Consider the following 15,861-nt stretch of genomic DNA (forward strand, 5'->3'; position numbering starts at 1 on the left):
TCTTTTATTTGTTGAACCTAATCTTGATTTTTTGTATAGTCTTTTAATCCATCAATAAGGATGGGAACAATTGTGTTCGGATGACCCATTACACCTATTTCAACTTGTACACCTTTCGCTATATTCGCTTGGTGTTTTTCAATCTGAATGACTCGAGTGTGAATCGGCACATATTCTTCTGGCCACCATGTCGTTCCAATCATCAGGACAACATCCGCCTGTTTTAGAATATTAGATGCATGTGGATTTCCACCTTCTCCAATTCCGCCCAACATATGGACAGATGTTTCTGAAACCATTCCTTTAGCTCCTAAACTAGTTACAAGACCTGCTCCCCATTGTTCTACTAATTCTTCTATATTACTGTCAGCTAATCTTGCACCAATTCCTGCAATAATCATTGGTTTTTTAGATGTTCGCATGATCTGAATGACTTGTTTTAAAGTTTCAATGTTATACATTTCTATATCTTTCGATACAAGTAAAGGTTGTTTGTAGGGCTGGACAGATGTCATCATTGAAAATAAATCTTGTGGAACAGACAGGTGTGTTACTGTTCCTTCGATTAGTGAAAGATTCATCGCATCACCAGTACTTCGACAACTACATCAGGATGGGTGAGAAGTGTGTTATTTCGGGTTAACTCCTTTAACTAAATCGTACTCAATCTCGAAATGCCATTAGATATTTATTACTTATAAATTTCTAGCACGCATTTCTTGTTTGATATAATCAGCGGTTCGAGCCGCTAAAGCCATCACCGTATTGGTAGGATTTCCGCCACCAGAAGTGACAAAAGTACTTGCGTCACAGATAAATAAGTTTGAAATGTCATGGGTCTGTCCAAATGAATTGACAACTGAGGATGTCGGATTGTCTCCCATTCGACATCCTCCCATTAAATGGGCGGTGTCAGGAACAACAAATTCAGGTTTTCCATCTGCTGCTTTGATGATTTCTTTCATTGTTTTCACAGCATGGGAGATTAATTGTAAGTCATTATCGCTAAAGCTAAACGTTACTTTTGCTAGTGGTAACCCATATTCATCTTTTTCTTCAACAAGGGTAATGGTGTTTTTCTCATTAGGTAATACTTCCCCAACAAGGGTAATTCGTCCATAATAATTATAGTTCAGCATTGTCTCCCTAAGTTTTGCTCCCCATAAGAAGCCTTCGTTTGATTTTGATATTCCATTTACAAACTCAACCGGTCGAGCTCCATGAGCATGCAAGGTATATCCTCGTACGAAATTTCTGTTTGCATCTGTCCGATAAAAAGCCTGTGTCGTTGCCAAGACAGGAGTTCCTTTATACAAACGAATTTCCTGGTTGAACTTTCCATACACATCATGACTGCTATGAGTCATAAATGCTTTTCCTACCCAACCACTACTATTAGCAAGTCCATCAGGGAATTGTGCATTTGCAGAATTGAACAAAAGTCGAGGTGTTTCGACCACATAGGCGCTAAGAATGACTAGCTTTGCTTTTTGCTGATGCGTTTTTCCTTGATGAATAAACTCAACACCCGCTGCTTTTCCTTGATTATTCATCAATACACGTGTCACCATACAATCTGGTAACACTTCAGCGCCTTCATCGATGGCTTTGGGAATATGTACGATTAAAGTACTAAATTTGGCATCGGGCATACATCCTTGATTACAAAAACCTCGGTTGATACAAGGTGGTCTGCCTTCAAATGGAGCTGATAGAATGGCTAAAGGGGCAACTGTACTTTCAATCCCTAACTTTTCACATCCGTTTTGAAACATATAAGCATTCGGACTGAGCGGTTCCCGTTCAGGGTATGGATAGGGACCATGAAAATTTCCCCATGGAAAATATTTTGGACCTGATACAGCAATCTCATTTTCGATTTTGTCATAATAGGGAGCAATATCCTCATAGGAAATAGGCCAATCTTCTGCAACTCCATCAATGGTTCGAGCTTTAAAATCGACATCATGAAAGCGAAGAAATACTCCAGTAAAATGAACGGTTCCTCCCCCGACACCTCTTCCACTATTGTTGTGTCCCATGGTGAGAGGATCTTGCCCATCTACTATCCGTGTGTCTTGCCAACCTAAATTTTTCATCGTGAGCTCATCACTGGCAAAATCTTTTTGTGGATCTCGCATCGGCCCTGCATCGAGTACAACAACTTTCATTTTTGCTTTACTTAATTCATGTGCCAAAACGCCTCCTGCTGCCCCTGCTCCTACAATCACTACATCTACTTCTTCATTTTCATATTTTCTATTCATCTTCGGGCTGCGCCTCCCAAGGATCGAGCTGACCTAATTGTGTACGTACATATCCTCTTGGATAGGCGGGCCCTCCATATCCAATTTCTGACCACACAAGAGGATGAGAATAATAGGCTTCTAGTGTTAGAGTAAGTAATTTTTTAAATAACTCCCGTTGTGGAACAAAGTTCCATTTACTAGTTAAGGCTTGTTCATTACTTAATTGGTTTAGCAAAAGCAGTTGTGTTTTTTTGTCTAGTTGAACAAACGATATCTGATACTTTTCCTGTGATGTTTGTTCCAATGCCTCTAAACCTAAACGGATTAATTCTTTTGCTTTTGGCATTCCAACCTTCCGTTGTCCTTCCCCTATGGGAGAACTGAGTGTCTGATCTATATGATCGAGGATATAAAGAATCAATGATTCTCTTTCATCTCCTGTTAATTGCTTACAAATGGTTTGTAAAATCGTGCTTTCTTCTTGTGTTAGAAAAGAATAGGAGGTAGTTGGGTGTAATCGATTGGAAACAATTTGTTGGGTATGGTTATCCCATTCATCTTTTTCTTTCATTACATCATAAGTGGGATAATGTGATCTTTTTGACAACTTTATCACCTCCAATATGCTGCAATAAGCCCTAAGGTGCTTAATGCAGTAAACACGAGAGGGAGAATGATTGGAGGGCCGATTAGAAAGTTTCGTAATGCCCAACCGCCAACACGAATTCCTACACCCCGAAAGTGATAATAAAAACCAATCAATCCGTCTAAAATGCCAATAAACATAAAAATTTTAAATAACCATTTCATCCATGATACTTGGTAAAAGGCGAGGACAATTCCCGCAATAAAAAACACAGGAGCTGCAATAACAGGTATCCACATCGCCTTTTGATGGAAATTTTGTCGATAATGGAACATTGTAACTTGAACAAACATCAACAAAAACGCTAAACCAATAAACAGAATAAGTATCCTGTCAAGTGGCCATCCATTCCAATACATATGAAATCTCCTATTCCTTATCAAATTCATAGTTCTATTTTTCCAACTTTTAACAAATACTATACATCCATACTTGCCATTTACAAATCCAAAAAACTAGGAGAATATGATGATTATTAAACAAATTGATACGTTTCCTTTGTTTTATCGTTTAAAAGAGCCATATGGTGATGCTAATGGATATAAATATTATCGTACTTGTTATTTATTTCGGATTCGTACTCAGTCGGGAATTGAAGGATGGGGAGAATGTATCGATTGGTTACCCACATTAGAGAAAGGATTTCGGGATCGAGTGATTCCTTTTTTATTAGGAAAAAAGGTAACGGATCGTGCTCATTTGATAACAACAATTCAGAAATGGCATGATCGAATTGCATCAGGTGTAAGTATGGCCTTGACGGAGATATTGGCAAAAATCGCTGGCTTATCTGTATGTGACTTATGGGGAGGGAAGAGAAGAGAGGTAGTTCCCGTATATGCTTCGTTTCAATCTTATTCAGAAGATAATGATTGGATCAATCAGTCCATAAAGAAGGTTGAAACGGTAGCAGATGCAGGATTTCAAAAGATGAAAATTAAAATTGGTGGAAAATCTTTTCTAGAAGATGCACGCCATATTTCATCACTTGTAAAATTATTTGAGGGACAAATTCAATTCGCCTTAGATGCAAATCAAAGTTATGATTTGTTTACTGCATTGAAATGGAATGCATTTTTTGAAAAAAGCTCATGTTGGCTGTGGTTTGAAGAGCCTGTACCTTTACAAAATCATTCGGCTTATTCCCTTTTGCGTTCTAGGTGTCATCTCCCGATTGCTGGAGGAGAAAATATCCAAAAACCAAATCAGTTTATTGCCAACATACAAGCTGGTTCGTTCGATATTATCCAGCCTGATCCAATGCATGTAATGAATATAGATACATTTCGAAATATATTACAATTGGCCCGATATCAAAAAGTACGGGTATCACCTCATACCTACGATGGAATACTTTCTCGATTTTATGCGATATTGGCGCAGAGTTGTTTACCTGCTTGGAGTAAAATGGAAGGTGAAGAAATTGAACCAGTTGAGTGGGATGTTATGGAAAATCCTTTTACCACCCTCCTTCCTGTTGATCCCATAAAAGGAATCATTAAAGTACCGAGCGGGGTAGGTATTGGGGTGGAGTTCGATGAAAAACAATTAGAATCACTACGATGGGATGGATCTAGCTATTGATCGTGAATATAAAAAGGTAATAAAAATATAAATAATGAAAATAAAATTGATGGAAGGGGTAGTTTAGCCTTGCATGATGATAGATAACAGAATGACTTGAGATATTTCATCTCAAGTCATTTAAAATTTAGGTGGTTCATGCTCTTCAGAAAAACGATAGGTATCGGGATCAATTGGGTGATCTTGCAATACACGGAAAACACATCGCTCATCGCCATTTTGAAAACTTTTCTCACGTATTACTTGATAGCCAAGTAAACGAGTTAAAACAGATACTGTGACACTACATAAAATGGGTTGTTCCATTGCGATATTATAGAACGGGCAATTGTGTTCGATTAATTTGAGAGAGTCATCTGTGTCTTCTATCTCCATAAATGTGTCATTGGTTGAATAAACTTCTTTTAGAGCAACGATTTTTTCGGATAAACTCAGACCAAGAAGCCGTGATTCCCATTCTCGTACTCGCGATTCTGTCATGGAAATAAGTATTTTTTTCAATTCTTGTTGTCCAAGATGCTTGACCACTGTATCAAGTATTTCTATGGTCAGTGTGTCGTAATTTCTTAGGGAAAAGGTGTTCACCTGCTGATGTAAGTTGGTATTTCTTGAACTACTACCACCAACAGAGGTGGTAGATTCCTGCGAACACCAGACCAACGTCCAGTTATCTTAGCAGGCTCTACCCGCCGTCCCAGCGGTGAAAACAAAGTATGCTCTGCTATGCTCCCTACTTTCGCTTGGTTTTCGCAACTTCGGTGAGCTGGGTGGTTGAAGATTTTACGTTACTGACCTTTTCCAGCAACAACCCCATATCTTCAGTTTTCAAAGAGCTACAACTATTCTAACAAAATAAGTGGTTCTAAGCATCCCCGCAAAAGGGATACCGAACCACGTCCCATTCACCTCACCGCTTGTAGAAGCGGGAGTACTCTTGGACGAATTTGGATAGAAGGACGACCTTCTTTTTCCAGTTCTCTTTTTGAGTATCTTTGGACATATCCCTCATGTCTTAGTTGTAATAAATGCTGTCGAATTGATTCTTCTGTCAAGTTGAGTTGTGATGCTAATTCAGCGATTGTTTTAGATCCATCGTTTTTTAATATATGAAGAATGGAGCGTCGGGTTTCTGGTAAGCTTTGGATATTCATTTCTTTTTCCTATACTCCTTATACTTAACGTGGTGAGTTTGTTGATTATGTCTTTGATTCGTTCCAATATTACACCTGAAAATGAGCTCGCCACCATACCAACTTCCGAACATTAAGAGAATAAGACCAAGCAAAGAACATGTAACGACTCCAATCAATCGAATTGCAGATGGTGCAATATGACCGATTCTTAGAAAAAAACTACATGTAAATAAGAGGGTTGCAATGACAACAAAGATCATATGGTGTATTGCCACTTTTTCTGCGGGATGATTTCTAGGAATATTTGAAAAGTCAATTACCCCTGTGATAAAGGATAGTAATGCGAATACCAATCCAGCAGCGATACTCCAAAATGACAATTTCCACCATACTAGATCTTCATTTAAAATACCTAAGAAATCCCAAATGAAAGAGATCGACCATAAACCAAAAGGAAAATGTATCACCATAGAGTGAATAGGATGACCAAAAAGCAATAATCCTCGTTTCGTCTTCAGCATTTCGTTATCCTTGGATACCTACTAATAAAATCAAAAATGCTATAACAGCAACTAAACCATGTATATAGACAAGTGGAGATGGTAAAGCGTTTCCACGTAATCGATAGGCGAATAAAATAAATCCATCAAGTGCTACGACAACAAATAAAATAAGGGAAATGAGGATCAGCCCGTTAGTAGTTTCCTGAAATACCCCAATAATTAGTGAAATTAGGCCAATCGCAGCTAAAATTCCGTGAGCAACTGCCAACCACAAGGGACGATTTTTGTTTCCTTTATAAAGAATAGCGAGTACAATTCCTCCCACAGCAGCAATACCAAATAAAATTGCAGAGATTAGTAACATAAACAATTCCTCCTATACTTAACCTTCTGATAATGATTATGGATCAATTCAGCAAGTTATTTATTGTATAATCAGTTTTTGTATTTTAGATCGTTTCTAAAAAGTAAATTGCGATTATAGATAGGAAAATTTTCTGTTACAGTCAGAAGCTATATAAGCTCAATTCAATTTTGTAAGGAATGTTATGAATCTACCAGAATAGGTGTAAACGTATAGAAAAGAGGTTTCTCCCAATCAACTGTTATAAGGGTAATTTCCCTTTGAGAGATCTGCAAAATGGACTGTTTCTTCAAAAAATTAGAAAGCAAACATTCAGGTTCTTATACCAAAAAGTAATCATCTAGATAGTGATGAATAGAACAATGATTGATCAAACTCACGAACTTATTGAACCTACTTTTAAAGTAAATCAATGATGATAATAAATTATGGATTTGAAATCAAATAATTGGGGACAAATACATTTTTTAATGGGTCTGAGCCTATTTTGTTTTTCCATAGTAGTAATGAGAATGGGGAACCTTCCCATTGACAGTCGTTTTTCCATCAATTCTGTGATAGTGTCCACCATTTGGTAATGGTATTGCAGTACTTGTTACGCCTCCAAAATGATGCACATGTCCATCGTCAAAAGTAGTTGTTCCTTTGTAACGATGCACATGATTACATTCAGATGGCGCTGAGGATGTTTTTCCGTATAGATAGTGCCTATGATTTAAATCAACTGAAGTTTTCCCTTTATAATGATGCTTATGGCAACATAGTCCAGATTCATCATCACAAAAAGTTATCTGAAATTCATGTTGATGAATAGAATGATCTGATTTGTCCATGCTCAAAACTCCTTTTTGCATATTTAACCATTGCATACTATGATGATCATGCCAAAAAGGTGAACTAAATATGGATTATTCAATATAATTGATAAACTTAGGTTAGAGATAGTGGCTAAAAAGGAGTGAGTGTAAAAATTATACTCAGTTAAAAAGATGACATAAAAGAATTTATCGAATTCTAAGAAGTCCCTACGATTTACCCAAACTATAATGATCAGAGAAAAAATGAACCGCGTGGGGAGAGATCCCCACGCGGTTCAGGTCAGCGGCTGTCCGACTTACTCATCGTCGAGCGCCTCACCTGCCGCAACACAGTTCGGACACTGGCAGTAGGCGGTTCCGTTACATTCGTCAGCCATCGTTTACCTCTCAGGCTCAGGCACAACTTGGTGCATGTGACTATTTTCGGTTACATAGAGTATACCAAAAAACGGAGCAAAGGAGATCGCTTCTCTTAGATTTAGAATAATAACTAGTATGAACATAACATTTGGTGCCGTTAAAAGTGGGGGATATAAAATTAAAAAAATATGTATTATCGGTTTGTCGGGTACTGGAAAATCAACCCTTGCGATGAAGCTTGGTGCAGTATTAAAGATCAAAGTTTATCACTTGGATGCATTATATTGGAAACCAGGTTGGGTTCAATCCACTATGGATGAACTGATGGATAAACAAAAGGAAATTTTAAAAAAAGAATGTTGGATCATTGATGGAAATTATAGTGATACCTGGAGTAACCGTCTAGATGAGGCTGATCTCATCATTTATTTGGATATTCCAAGATGTTTAAGAATGTATCGGCTTCTAAAAGATACTTGAAGAACCGGAATCAAACAAGACCTGATATGGGAGAACATTGTCCTGAATATTTTGACCTGAAATTTTTAAAGAAGTCCTGGACACACGGTAAAAAGAAAAGAGAAAAAACGCTTAACAAGTTAGCAGAGTATGAATATACAAAAAACATTGTAGTAATCAAAAATAATAAAGAATTAAATTCCTTTTTAAAACAAATCCATTTGATACAGTAAAACTAATTATTACATACATTTGTATAGTCTGTTGTTGTGTGGTTCCCCTAGTCATCTAAATAACAAAAACTATTTTTAGATATGTTCTGCTGCATATCTATCAAATTACCTACTACTCCTATTTAAAATCCCCAAATCTATTTTGATACTGACTTTCTATCAAGTACAAAACGATTGCTAATTTGATTGAAAAGAGAGAGCTTTCTGTTGACACCATCATATTAATCTTTTCTCAAACGTTAAAAAAACAATTCATCAAAAAGCAAGCTGCTCTTCCTGTGTATAATGTGAAAAGAGCCGCTTGCTTTTCCTGATATTTGTGTATGGAGGACTTGCTGGGATAAATCATTGTTGCTTTGTTGCTATGATCCGGAATGTAACGCCGAATTTATCCGTTACATTACCATAAGCGAGGCTGAAGAAATTTGCTTCTAGTGGATTATTCACCTGACCGCCTTCCTTCAATGCTTCAAAATATCTAGTAGCTTGGTCTTTATCATTGGTTTTAACAACGATGGTCACTTGTGTTCCCTTCTGGTAGTGACTGTGAGTAAAATGGTCGGATAGTTGAAGCTCTGCTTCGCCGATTTTCAAAATGGCATAGTTGATCAAGTTTTTCTTTTCTGGAGACAGCGGGGATTCTGGATTTTCCGGCATATCGCCAAATCGCAATGTATAGACAACCTGTGCATCCAGCGCTTTCACATAAAAATCGATGGCCTCATTAGCGCTTCCGTTCATTTCAAGAAAAGGGATCAAACTCGTACTCATAACAATCAGCTCCTAAATTTAGATGTTTTTTTCTGTGACATAGGGCGATTTTCCTTGTCACTAACTATGTCGTACATAACTGGAGAAACGTGACCGAATCTGTAAAATTTTTTATGAGAATCTTAAAAAAACGGTATGCTCCAAATCACTCTGTCACATTTACTGAGTTTTATACGACATATTAAGTAAAAAGATATAAATAAAAAGGAAATGAAGGAAGGAATGTGGCAGCATGAGCAATCACAGTTGGCTTGTGGAGCAATTTGAAGCACATCGGAATCACCTGCAAGCGGTAGCTTACCGGATACTCGGAACTCTGAGTGAAGCGGATGACGCTATACAAGAAACATGGATACGTCTTAGCCGTTCTGATACTAGTAGAGTCGAGAATATGGGAGGATGGTTGACAACAATCGTCTCAAGGGTATGTCTAGATATGCTGCGATCTCGTAAATCAAGGCGCGAGGAGCTTACGATGGATAATATTCCTGAACTGGTTACTAGTCATCAAGACAGAAGTGACCCCGAGAACGAAGCACTGATGGCCGATTCTGTTGGTTTTGCGATGCTTGTAGTCCTTGAAAAATTAAATCCCGCTGAACGCATTGCTTTTGTATTGCACGATATATTCTCCTTGTCTTTCTCGGAGATTGCTCCCATCATTGGACGTAATGAGACGGCGACAAGGCAGCTTGCAAGCCGCGCACGTCGCCGGGTTCGTGGTGTTGAGTCGACTTTGCAAACAGCAGAAGCGGAGCTCAAACGAAAACGGGAGCTTATAGATGCGTTCATTGCCGCATCACGCAATGGAGACTTTGAGAAACTTCTCACAGTATTAGACCCAAATGTCGTACTCCGAAACGACACTGCATTTCCTCCAGCTGTCAATACGCCAGTTGTACATGGTTCACAAGCGGTTGCTAAGCAATTCACTGGTCGTGCCCATGGTGCGAAGCCGGTGCTCGTGAACGGATCTGTGGGAGCCGTCATAGGTCCTTTGAGTCATCCTGTTTTCGTGCTCGAATTCAAGATTGTGGATGACAAGATCACCGAGATGGAAATGATTGCCGATCAGGCACGACTTAGCCAACTCGATTTAGCCATATTGAACGATTATTAAATTGATAGACAAAGAGACTGTAAAAGAAAAAACGCACTGTGGCTATTTCAGACCATGCGTTTTTTTACTTTATCAGTGAAATCATTGATTAGAAGCAGAAAAACTCAAACAACTGTTGGAAAAGGTGGTACATGATAAGTGAAAAGGTCTACTATCATGTCGTCCGGCATGTTTGTATAATTCCCTTATTTTGAGAGGACAGCTAGTAATTTCATCAAATTCTAAGAATGATAGATTCAACAATTTCCAATTTCTGAGAGGTGGCAAAACACCTAATTTAGAAGTTACGTGAATCTCTAATAGATTTGATTATTGAACTTTTATTACACTGGTGTTATATTTCATATATGAAATATTAAAGATTAAGGAGTACTTCATGCACTCAATTTCGAATGTAGAATTTATGCTGCTGCAAATGATTAAGGAATGTCGTCAGGCTTCAGGATACGATATCAAGAAGATAGTTGATCAACGTGGTTATCGGGAATGGGCGAATATCGGCACGACTTCGATTTACGCAGGACTGAAGAAGCTGAGCAGTAAAGGTTGGATCGCTACCGAGAAATCCGACGAAAAATCCGGTAAGGGGCCTATGCCGAATCGTTTTGTCCTCACCGAAGCCGGTATTGCCAAATTAAAACAAGAAATCCTGGATAGCCTGTCATCTGCACGAGAGCGTGATAGCCGCTTCGATCTCGGCCTGGCTGCTTTGCCTCTTGTCGCGAAGGACGAAGTCGTGGAAGCTTTGCGGAATCGGTTGGAATTTCTTCGAGAGACTTCAAGAAAAATAGAGCAAAAGTATGAATCGCAAGGCGGCATTCGATTGCCGCTGAACGTAAGAGCGCTGTTTTTGCATTCGATAAGCCTCATCGAGAGCGAGCGAACGTTCGTTGCCAATCTGATAAAAGAATTGTTGGAGGGGACAGAGGAATATGGCCAAAATCATTGACGGATTCGTTCCCTATAAAGGCGAGCATTGTGAAACAACAGCTATGGGTAATCTACTACAATTTGTGGGAGTTCAGCTGTCGGAGCCGATGCTGTTCGGGCTCGGGCAAGGGCTTGGATTCATATATTGGGACTCAAAGAGGATGGACTTTCCGTTCATCGGAGGAAGGGTGAAACCAGATAAATTGATGACCAATCTTGCCGCCCAACTGGGTTTGACCGTTAGCACTCAAGAAACGACATCCGTCGATAAAGCGTGGAAGAACGTACGAAGCAACATTAAACACGGAATTCCTGTCGGGTTGAAATTAGACTCCTATTACTTGGACTATTTTACGAACAAAGTGCATTTTGCCGGTCACTATGCGGTCCTATACGGGATTGATGAAGAATACGCATATATGGCGGATACCAGACAACAGGGCGGACTGGTGAAGACGAGTTTGGACAGTTTGGCTGATGCCAGAAAGGCAAAGGGGCCGATGAGTTCCCGGAATCGTTCTTTTACGCTCGAGAAGATCGACGCCTTGCCGCCACTCATTCCCGCTATACGGGCATCCTTGACCAAGAACTCGTATGACTATTTGAATCCGCCCATTCGCAATATCGGGAACAAAGGCATTGTCAAAATGAGCGATGAAATCTTGAAGTGGCCTTCCCGTAGCAACAATATTGAACATGATTTATGCCTGACCGCTATGCTGATGGAGCAAGCTGGAACTGGTGGCGCTTTGTTTCGGAATCTGTATAGGGATTTCCTGAAAGAATGCGTCGATCTGTTGGAAGACCTGAAAATCGAACAAGCCTACCGTTTGTTTACGGAAATCGCTCCAATGTGGGTCAGTGTTTCTGCTTCGATCGATCGTATGGGAAGAACAGGTAACCAACAGGAGTTGGAGCAAGCGTCGAAGCTTTTGCTCAAGATTGCGGATAAAGAACGCACAGCGATGGAGCTACTATCCTGACAACATTGGAGTCAGGGAATTAAATGGTATCCAAGCGGGGTGCCTGCAGAAATCAAACCAGATGTATATGGGTTCGCATAGGAAATAGAACAATGTACTGTTGATTTATTTCGAGGGTTTTTTCATTATTGAAGGTGTTGTTTTGAAACAGATCTGATTCATCTACAACCCATACCTCTAGCGCTGTTCTAAAAATGGAATACGTTAAGAGTGTGTTCCGTTTATCAAACGATATGGTGTGTAAGTTGATCTATTGACATGTGAATATTATTCTTGTTGTAATAAGAAGACGATGATTTATCCGCTTAGCATACCCCATGGGTCATTAGCGGAATTATGTACAGCTAACTGCTCCTGGGATAAAGCGGAATCCTTGTGATGCTGCCAGAGATGGAGCCGTTACACGGCAACGAAGCAAGCTGAACAAAATGATAGTTCGTCACAGAAGGGGAACACCATGATCAGGTGGATCAAGGCCATCGTTAAGTCGTTCTCAATCTTCGCCAACAAGGAGAGCAAGCCGTCCAACTTCGTCATTTCGGAACCATCGGAGCCACGAGCAATCAGCTATACTGTAGACGACTTCAAGCATTACACTAACCCGTTGACCTGTGCCCTCTTCGGCTGGATACCGGGAAGAACCTGTTCGACCGGTCTTAATGAGCTCGATGAAAAAATCGAGTGGGCGCTGCAGCTCAAGAAGACAGCCCCTCCTTCAACTCAGGTCTACATCGACACAACGTACCTGTGGCACTTGCTCTGGAAAAAACCCCTTTCTTCCGAGCTCAAGCAGGAGCCTTTCCATTCCGGTAAAGTTTTTCAGATCGAGGAGGAGGAAGAGGACGGGTGTGTGCGCACCACGACCCAGTGTGTGGTCTATGGACACATCTATCCAACGCGCTTTGAGCTCCACATCGATGTTACTATCGAGGAACTGGAGCTTCCTGTAGGCGCCGAAGTGGCAGCTGAACAGATGTGCCAAATCTTCGGTGGAAGCACCGGTTCAGCGTGGCTTGACACGCTGATCATCGAGGAAAAGGCACGCGAGACAGATGACCCAGCCAGCACCTACTTCGATGAGGAGGTAATTCGCGCCCTAATCAATGGATCTCTAAGAGATACTCAATATTCGATCTACTACCGAAGGTCAGACGGAACGAGACTTGATGTAGATGCTAGTCTATCGGGTAAGGGAATCATCAGCCAGTGTTCCTATCCAAACAACGAAGAACATAAAGTCAGGGTCACCCGCATCTACCCCATCTGACAACGCCATCAACGCACTTCTCCAGCCAGGAGAGGTCGCGTAATAATTGTTATCTTAATGTTCCGTTAATATTCGTTTTTATATATTGTCAAATAAGCAGAATGTCATGATGGCTAAAGTTCCTCCTGTGATTCTAAAGGTAAATCCGGTTACTAAACGATGAAAATGTAATTTTCTTTTTGGGTTAATTGACGCAAGCAGCTCAATCTTTTTAAGAAACAATTTCATTTCTTATTTAATTAGATTCCTGTTTAAATCGGATGACTTGATCTTCGATTTGGTCTCTGACCCGACGGAAGATTTCCAGAATTTCTTCATCAGTTCCAACAGCCTGTGCAGGGTCTTCAAATTCCCAATGCTCACGTTTAACATGAGAGGGTGTCATTGGACATTTGTCGTTCGCATCTCCGCAGAGTGTGATGATATAATCGGCTTCATTAAGGATGACTGGATCAATGATATTTGAAGTTTGATTAGAAATATCTATACCTTTCTCAGCCATTATATCAACAGCTTTTGGATTGACACCATGTGCCTCAATCCCAGCACTATAGACATCAAATTCGTCATTTAAATATTTCTTTCCAAATCCTTCTGCTATCTGACTCCGACAAGAATTTCCAGTACAAAGAAAGTAAATGATATTCTTTTTCTTCATGGAAAGTACCTCCTCAAGTTTCCCTCTTATAATTTAAACGATCTTAGCCTGAACCCAAATATATTACCTGAAAACTAATTGAACCTCTTTCAAAGAGCTACGTCTATTTTAACAAAGGAAGGCGGTTCTAAGCACCTCTTATATAGGGATACAAACCACGTCCATTCACCTCACTACTTATGGGAGTACGCTTGGACAATTTAGATAGAAACTATCAAACATTACTAAACACTCTGGAGAAGTTATTCAGATAATAAAATTATTAAAAAATGGAAGTGTATAATGCTTTTGATGAGGTTTTTTGTTAAGTTTGGTTGAAAGAAGCGTTAAGTTGAGGTCATAATTTAGATATCATTCTTTGAAATTTTTTCTAAGTGGGTGGGAATCATGAAGTTTGATTTACATACTCATCATAATCGATGTGGGCACGCTTATGGCAAAATTGAAGAATATATCGAAGCTGCTATTCGCAAAGGTTTGCAAATGATAGGTATCTCGGATCATTCTCTTTTTTTGCAAGTCAAGAAGATCATATAAAACCTAATATTGCAATGGCAAAAAGCGAATTCCCTGATTACGTCAATGAAGTAATCAAGCTAAAAGAAAAATATAAATCGGATATTCATGTTTTATTAGGAATAGAAGCAGATTTTTTTCCGCAATATGTTGAACTTTATAAACGGCAATTAGAACAGTATCCATTTGATTATGTCATTGGTTCAGTACACATTTCGAATGGGGCGAGTATCTTTAACAAAGACCGATGGAAGGATTTAAGTGAGCAGGAACAAACGAAAGAAAAGGAGATATACTACAAGTTGATTCAAGAATCTGCAAAGAGCGGTCTGTTTGATGTTTTGGGGCATATTGATGCAATGAAAGGAGTTTATCCTACATTTTCTCAAATCAATACTGAAGTAGTAGATCAAACATTAAAAATTATTGCAAGTCATGATGGAACAATTGAAGTGAATACATCTGGTAAAACGAAAGAGTGTGGAGGTTGGTATCCATCTAGTGAAATTTTAGAAAGGGCATGCTTTTATAACGTAAAAGTGACTTTTGGTTCAGATGCTCATATCCCAGAGAGGGTTGGGGATGAATGGGAAGAAGTAACAAACTATTTGAAAGAAATTGGTTATCGAGAATGGGCAATCTTTGAAAAACGAGTGCGACGAATGATTAAACTCTAGGAGGTGGTGAACATGGAAAACAAACAAAGAATAGACGTTGTATACGTTCTATTAAGAAGAGATGAATATGTTCTCATGGTAAAAAATGAGAAGACATGGAGTTTACCAGGGGGTAAAAGAGAAGATGGGGAAACGTTAGAAGAAGCAGTTATAAGGGAAGCAAGAGAAGAAACAGGATTAGATGTTATAGTTGATGGAGTGATTAACATCAATGAACGAATTGAAGATACACATGATGTTTTTTTTACTTTTAAGGGAGAAATAATAGAAGGAGAAATTGATTTTGAAAAAGATGAAGAGATTCAAAAAGTCGAATGGTTAAAATTAGATAAAGCTCAAGAATTAATGCCTTGGTATAGCGACTTTAATAAAATGCTAAAAAATAGAGCGAATTATGTAGCGGAATGAAAAATTTAAAAAGGTCCTAACCTGCTGTAAGTTGAAATTCTTCTCTTTTGTTGTCTATGTTATCTAAATCAACCTCCATTTTCTATATAGAGGTTGTTGCATAATTAATCGCTAAACCCAAAGGGTTAGCGGTTCCAAGGTGCTTTTCGAGTGGAAATGTCCATCCACTTATTCATTAATCG

At 39.1% G+C, this 15,861-nt stretch carries 18 protein-coding genes and 1 pseudogene; 8 read left to right on the forward strand and 11 right to left on the reverse strand.

The annotated features are described in order from the left end of the window. Positions 1-17 precede the first annotated feature (17 nt). The 4 genes from BUB71_RS15820 to BUB71_RS15835 all read right to left on the reverse strand — a co-directional run bounded on the left by BUB71_RS15820 (position 18) and on the right by BUB71_RS15835 (position 3,254). Entirely contained in the window at positions 18-581 is a 564-nt protein-coding gene (locus tag BUB71_RS15820; protein ID WP_073156996.1) for a hypothetical protein, read from the reverse strand. 114 nt (positions 582-695) lie between these two features. After that, entirely contained in the window at positions 696-2,267 is a 1,572-nt protein-coding gene (locus BUB71_RS15825; RefSeq protein ID WP_073156999.1) for a GMC family oxidoreductase, read from the reverse strand. Next, entirely contained in the window at positions 2,260-2,865 is a 606-nt protein-coding gene (locus BUB71_RS15830) for a gluconate 2-dehydrogenase subunit 3 family protein (protein ID WP_245815670.1), read from the reverse strand. Before BUB71_RS15830 ends, BUB71_RS15825 begins: the two co-directional genes overlap by 8 nt. Beyond that, positions 2,862-3,254 carry a hypothetical protein gene (locus BUB71_RS15835; protein WP_073157003.1) on the reverse strand — a complete coding sequence of 131 codons (393 nt, stop codon included), beginning with the start codon at positions 3,252-3,254 and terminating at the stop codon, positions 2,862-2,864. The genes BUB71_RS15830 and BUB71_RS15835 overlap by 4 nt, the downstream gene beginning before the upstream one ends. Positions 3,255-3,363: 109 nt before the next feature. Here BUB71_RS15835 and BUB71_RS15840 point away from each other — a divergent pair, with 109 nt between their 5' ends. Further along, a complete protein-coding gene (locus tag BUB71_RS15840; protein ID WP_073157006.1) occupies positions 3,364-4,479 on the forward strand; it encodes a mandelate racemase/muconate lactonizing enzyme family protein in 1,116 nt (371 codons plus the stop codon). Positions 4,480-4,599: 120 nt separating this feature from the next. Here the strand turns inward: BUB71_RS15840 and BUB71_RS15845 are convergent, their stop codons facing one another. The 5 genes from BUB71_RS15845 to BUB71_RS15865 all read right to left on the reverse strand — a co-directional run bounded on the left by BUB71_RS15845 (position 4,600) and on the right by BUB71_RS15865 (position 7,312). Then, positions 4,600-5,139 (reverse strand): helix-turn-helix domain-containing protein, encoded by a 540-nt coding sequence (locus BUB71_RS15845; RefSeq protein WP_139279149.1) that lies wholly within the window; start codon positions 5,137-5,139, stop codon positions 4,600-4,602. Positions 5,140-5,381: 242 nt separating this feature from the next. Beyond that, positions 5,382-5,630 carry an ArsR family transcriptional regulator gene (locus tag BUB71_RS15850; protein WP_073157013.1) on the reverse strand — a complete coding sequence of 83 codons (249 nt, stop codon included), beginning with the start codon at positions 5,628-5,630 and terminating at the stop codon, positions 5,382-5,384. Further along, positions 5,627-6,133 carry a DUF2231 domain-containing protein gene (locus BUB71_RS15855; RefSeq protein ID WP_073157018.1) on the reverse strand — a complete coding sequence of 169 codons (507 nt, stop codon included), beginning with the start codon at positions 6,131-6,133 and terminating at the stop codon, positions 5,627-5,629. The genes BUB71_RS15850 and BUB71_RS15855 overlap by 4 nt, the downstream gene beginning before the upstream one ends. 4 nt (positions 6,134-6,137) lie before the next feature. Then, positions 6,138-6,479 carry a hypothetical protein gene (locus BUB71_RS15860; protein WP_073157022.1) on the reverse strand — a complete coding sequence of 114 codons (342 nt, stop codon included), beginning with the start codon at positions 6,477-6,479 and terminating at the stop codon, positions 6,138-6,140. Positions 6,480-6,961: 482 nt separating this feature from the next. Further along, positions 6,962-7,312: a YmaF family protein gene (locus BUB71_RS15865; RefSeq protein WP_245815672.1), complete on the reverse strand. Its 351-nt coding sequence runs from the start codon at positions 7,310-7,312 to the stop codon at positions 6,962-6,964. A gap of 480 nt (positions 7,313-7,792) precedes the next feature. Here BUB71_RS15865 and BUB71_RS18930 point away from each other — a divergent pair, with 480 nt between their 5' ends. Beyond that, entirely contained in the window at positions 7,793-8,137 is a 345-nt protein-coding gene (locus tag BUB71_RS18930; protein ID WP_084731710.1) for a P-loop NTPase family protein, read from the forward strand. Positions 8,138-8,694: 557 nt separating this feature from the next. On the opposite strand, the gene BUB71_RS15875 is transcribed toward BUB71_RS18930, so the two are convergent. After that, complete coding sequence (locus BUB71_RS15875; protein WP_073157025.1) at positions 8,695-9,120, reverse strand: VOC family protein; 426 nt, start codon at positions 9,118-9,120, stop codon at positions 8,695-8,697. A gap of 232 nt (positions 9,121-9,352) precedes the next feature. On the opposite strand from BUB71_RS15875, the gene BUB71_RS15880 reads away from it, so the two are divergent. The 4 genes from BUB71_RS15880 (at position 9,353) to BUB71_RS15895 (ending at position 13,420) form a co-directional block, all read left to right on the forward strand. Continuing rightward, positions 9,353-10,240 (forward strand): sigma-70 family RNA polymerase sigma factor, encoded by an 888-nt coding sequence (locus BUB71_RS15880; protein WP_073157028.1) that lies wholly within the window; start codon positions 9,353-9,355, stop codon positions 10,238-10,240. 376 nt (positions 10,241-10,616) lie between these two features. Continuing rightward, positions 10,617-11,189 carry a PadR family transcriptional regulator gene (locus BUB71_RS15885; protein ID WP_073157031.1) on the forward strand — a complete coding sequence of 191 codons (573 nt, stop codon included), beginning with the start codon at positions 10,617-10,619 and terminating at the stop codon, positions 11,187-11,189. Continuing rightward, positions 11,173-12,153, forward strand: coding sequence for a BtrH N-terminal domain-containing protein (locus BUB71_RS15890; protein WP_073157034.1), 981 nt, complete (start codon positions 11,173-11,175; stop codon positions 12,151-12,153). Before BUB71_RS15885 ends, BUB71_RS15890 begins: the two co-directional genes overlap by 17 nt. A 457-nt stretch (positions 12,154-12,610) precedes the next feature. Continuing rightward, on the forward strand, positions 12,611-13,420 hold the full coding sequence (locus tag BUB71_RS15895) for a hypothetical protein (protein WP_073157037.1): 810 nt from the start codon (positions 12,611-12,613) through the stop codon (positions 13,418-13,420). A 235-nt stretch (positions 13,421-13,655) separates the two neighbouring features. Here the strand turns inward: BUB71_RS15895 and arsC are convergent, their stop codons facing one another. Further along, positions 13,656-14,078, reverse strand: a complete 423-nt coding sequence (arsC, locus tag BUB71_RS15900; RefSeq protein WP_073157040.1) for an arsenate reductase (thioredoxin) — start codon at positions 14,076-14,078, stop codon at positions 13,656-13,658. 387 nt (positions 14,079-14,465) lie between these two features. Here arsC and BUB71_RS15905 point away from each other — a divergent pair. Both BUB71_RS15905 and BUB71_RS15910 read left to right on the forward strand, forming a co-directional pair. Continuing rightward, a pseudogene (locus BUB71_RS15905) lies at positions 14,466-15,271 on the forward strand (histidinol-phosphatase HisJ family protein). A 12-nt stretch (positions 15,272-15,283) separates the two neighbouring features. Continuing rightward, a complete protein-coding gene (locus tag BUB71_RS15910; RefSeq protein ID WP_073157043.1) occupies positions 15,284-15,679 on the forward strand; it encodes an NUDIX hydrolase in 396 nt (131 codons plus the stop codon). The last annotated feature ends 182 nt before the right edge of the window (positions 15,680-15,861 follow it).

The sequence above is a fragment of the Seinonella peptonophila genome, assembly GCF_900129355.1.
GTDB classification, from domain to species: domain Bacteria; phylum Bacillota; class Bacilli; order Thermoactinomycetales; family Thermoactinomycetaceae; genus Seinonella; species Seinonella peptonophila.

Excerpts from the sequence above, each read along its gene's own strand:
- BUB71_RS15840 (WP_073157006.1), top strand. The coding sequence starts at position 3,364 with ATGATTATTAAACAAATTGATACGTTTCCTTTGTTTTATCGTTTAAAA.
- BUB71_RS15880 (WP_073157028.1), top strand. The coding sequence starts at position 9,353 with ATGAGCAATCACAGTTGGCTTGTGGAGCAATTTGAAGCACATCGGAAT.
- BUB71_RS15885 (WP_073157031.1), top strand. The coding sequence starts at position 10,617 with ATGCACTCAATTTCGAATGTAGAATTTATGCTGCTGCAAATGATTAAG.
- BUB71_RS15825 (WP_073156999.1), bottom strand. The coding sequence starts at position 2,267 with ATGAATAGAAAATATGAAAATGAAGAAGTAGATGTAGTGATTGTAGGA.
- BUB71_RS15835 (WP_073157003.1), bottom strand. The coding sequence starts at position 3,254 with ATGTATTGGAATGGATGGCCACTTGACAGGATACTTATTCTGTTTATT.
- BUB71_RS15895 (WP_073157037.1), top strand. The coding sequence starts at position 12,611 with ATGATCAGGTGGATCAAGGCCATCGTTAAGTCGTTCTCAATCTTCGCC.
- BUB71_RS15865 (WP_245815672.1), bottom strand. The coding sequence starts at position 7,312 with ATGGACAAATCAGATCATTCTATTCATCAACATGAATTTCAGATAACT.
- BUB71_RS18930 (WP_084731710.1), top strand. The coding sequence starts at position 7,793 with ATGAACATAACATTTGGTGCCGTTAAAAGTGGGGGATATAAAATTAAA.
- BUB71_RS15890 (WP_073157034.1), top strand. The coding sequence starts at position 11,173 with ATGGCCAAAATCATTGACGGATTCGTTCCCTATAAAGGCGAGCATTGT.
- BUB71_RS15850 (WP_073157013.1), bottom strand. The coding sequence starts at position 5,630 with ATGAATATCCAAAGCTTACCAGAAACCCGACGCTCCATTCTTCATATA.
- BUB71_RS15855 (WP_073157018.1), bottom strand. The coding sequence starts at position 6,133 with ATGCTGAAGACGAAACGAGGATTATTGCTTTTTGGTCATCCTATTCAC.
- BUB71_RS15860 (WP_073157022.1), bottom strand. The coding sequence starts at position 6,479 with ATGTTACTAATCTCTGCAATTTTATTTGGTATTGCTGCTGTGGGAGGA.
- BUB71_RS15875 (WP_073157025.1), bottom strand. The coding sequence starts at position 9,120 with ATGAGTACGAGTTTGATCCCTTTTCTTGAAATGAACGGAAGCGCTAAT.
- BUB71_RS15910 (WP_073157043.1), top strand. The coding sequence starts at position 15,284 with ATGGAAAACAAACAAAGAATAGACGTTGTATACGTTCTATTAAGAAGA.
- BUB71_RS15820 (WP_073156996.1), bottom strand. The coding sequence starts at position 581 with ATGAATCTTTCACTAATCGAAGGAACAGTAACACACCTGTCTGTTCCA.
- arsC (WP_073157040.1), bottom strand. The coding sequence starts at position 14,078 with ATGAAGAAAAAGAATATCATTTACTTTCTTTGTACTGGAAATTCTTGT.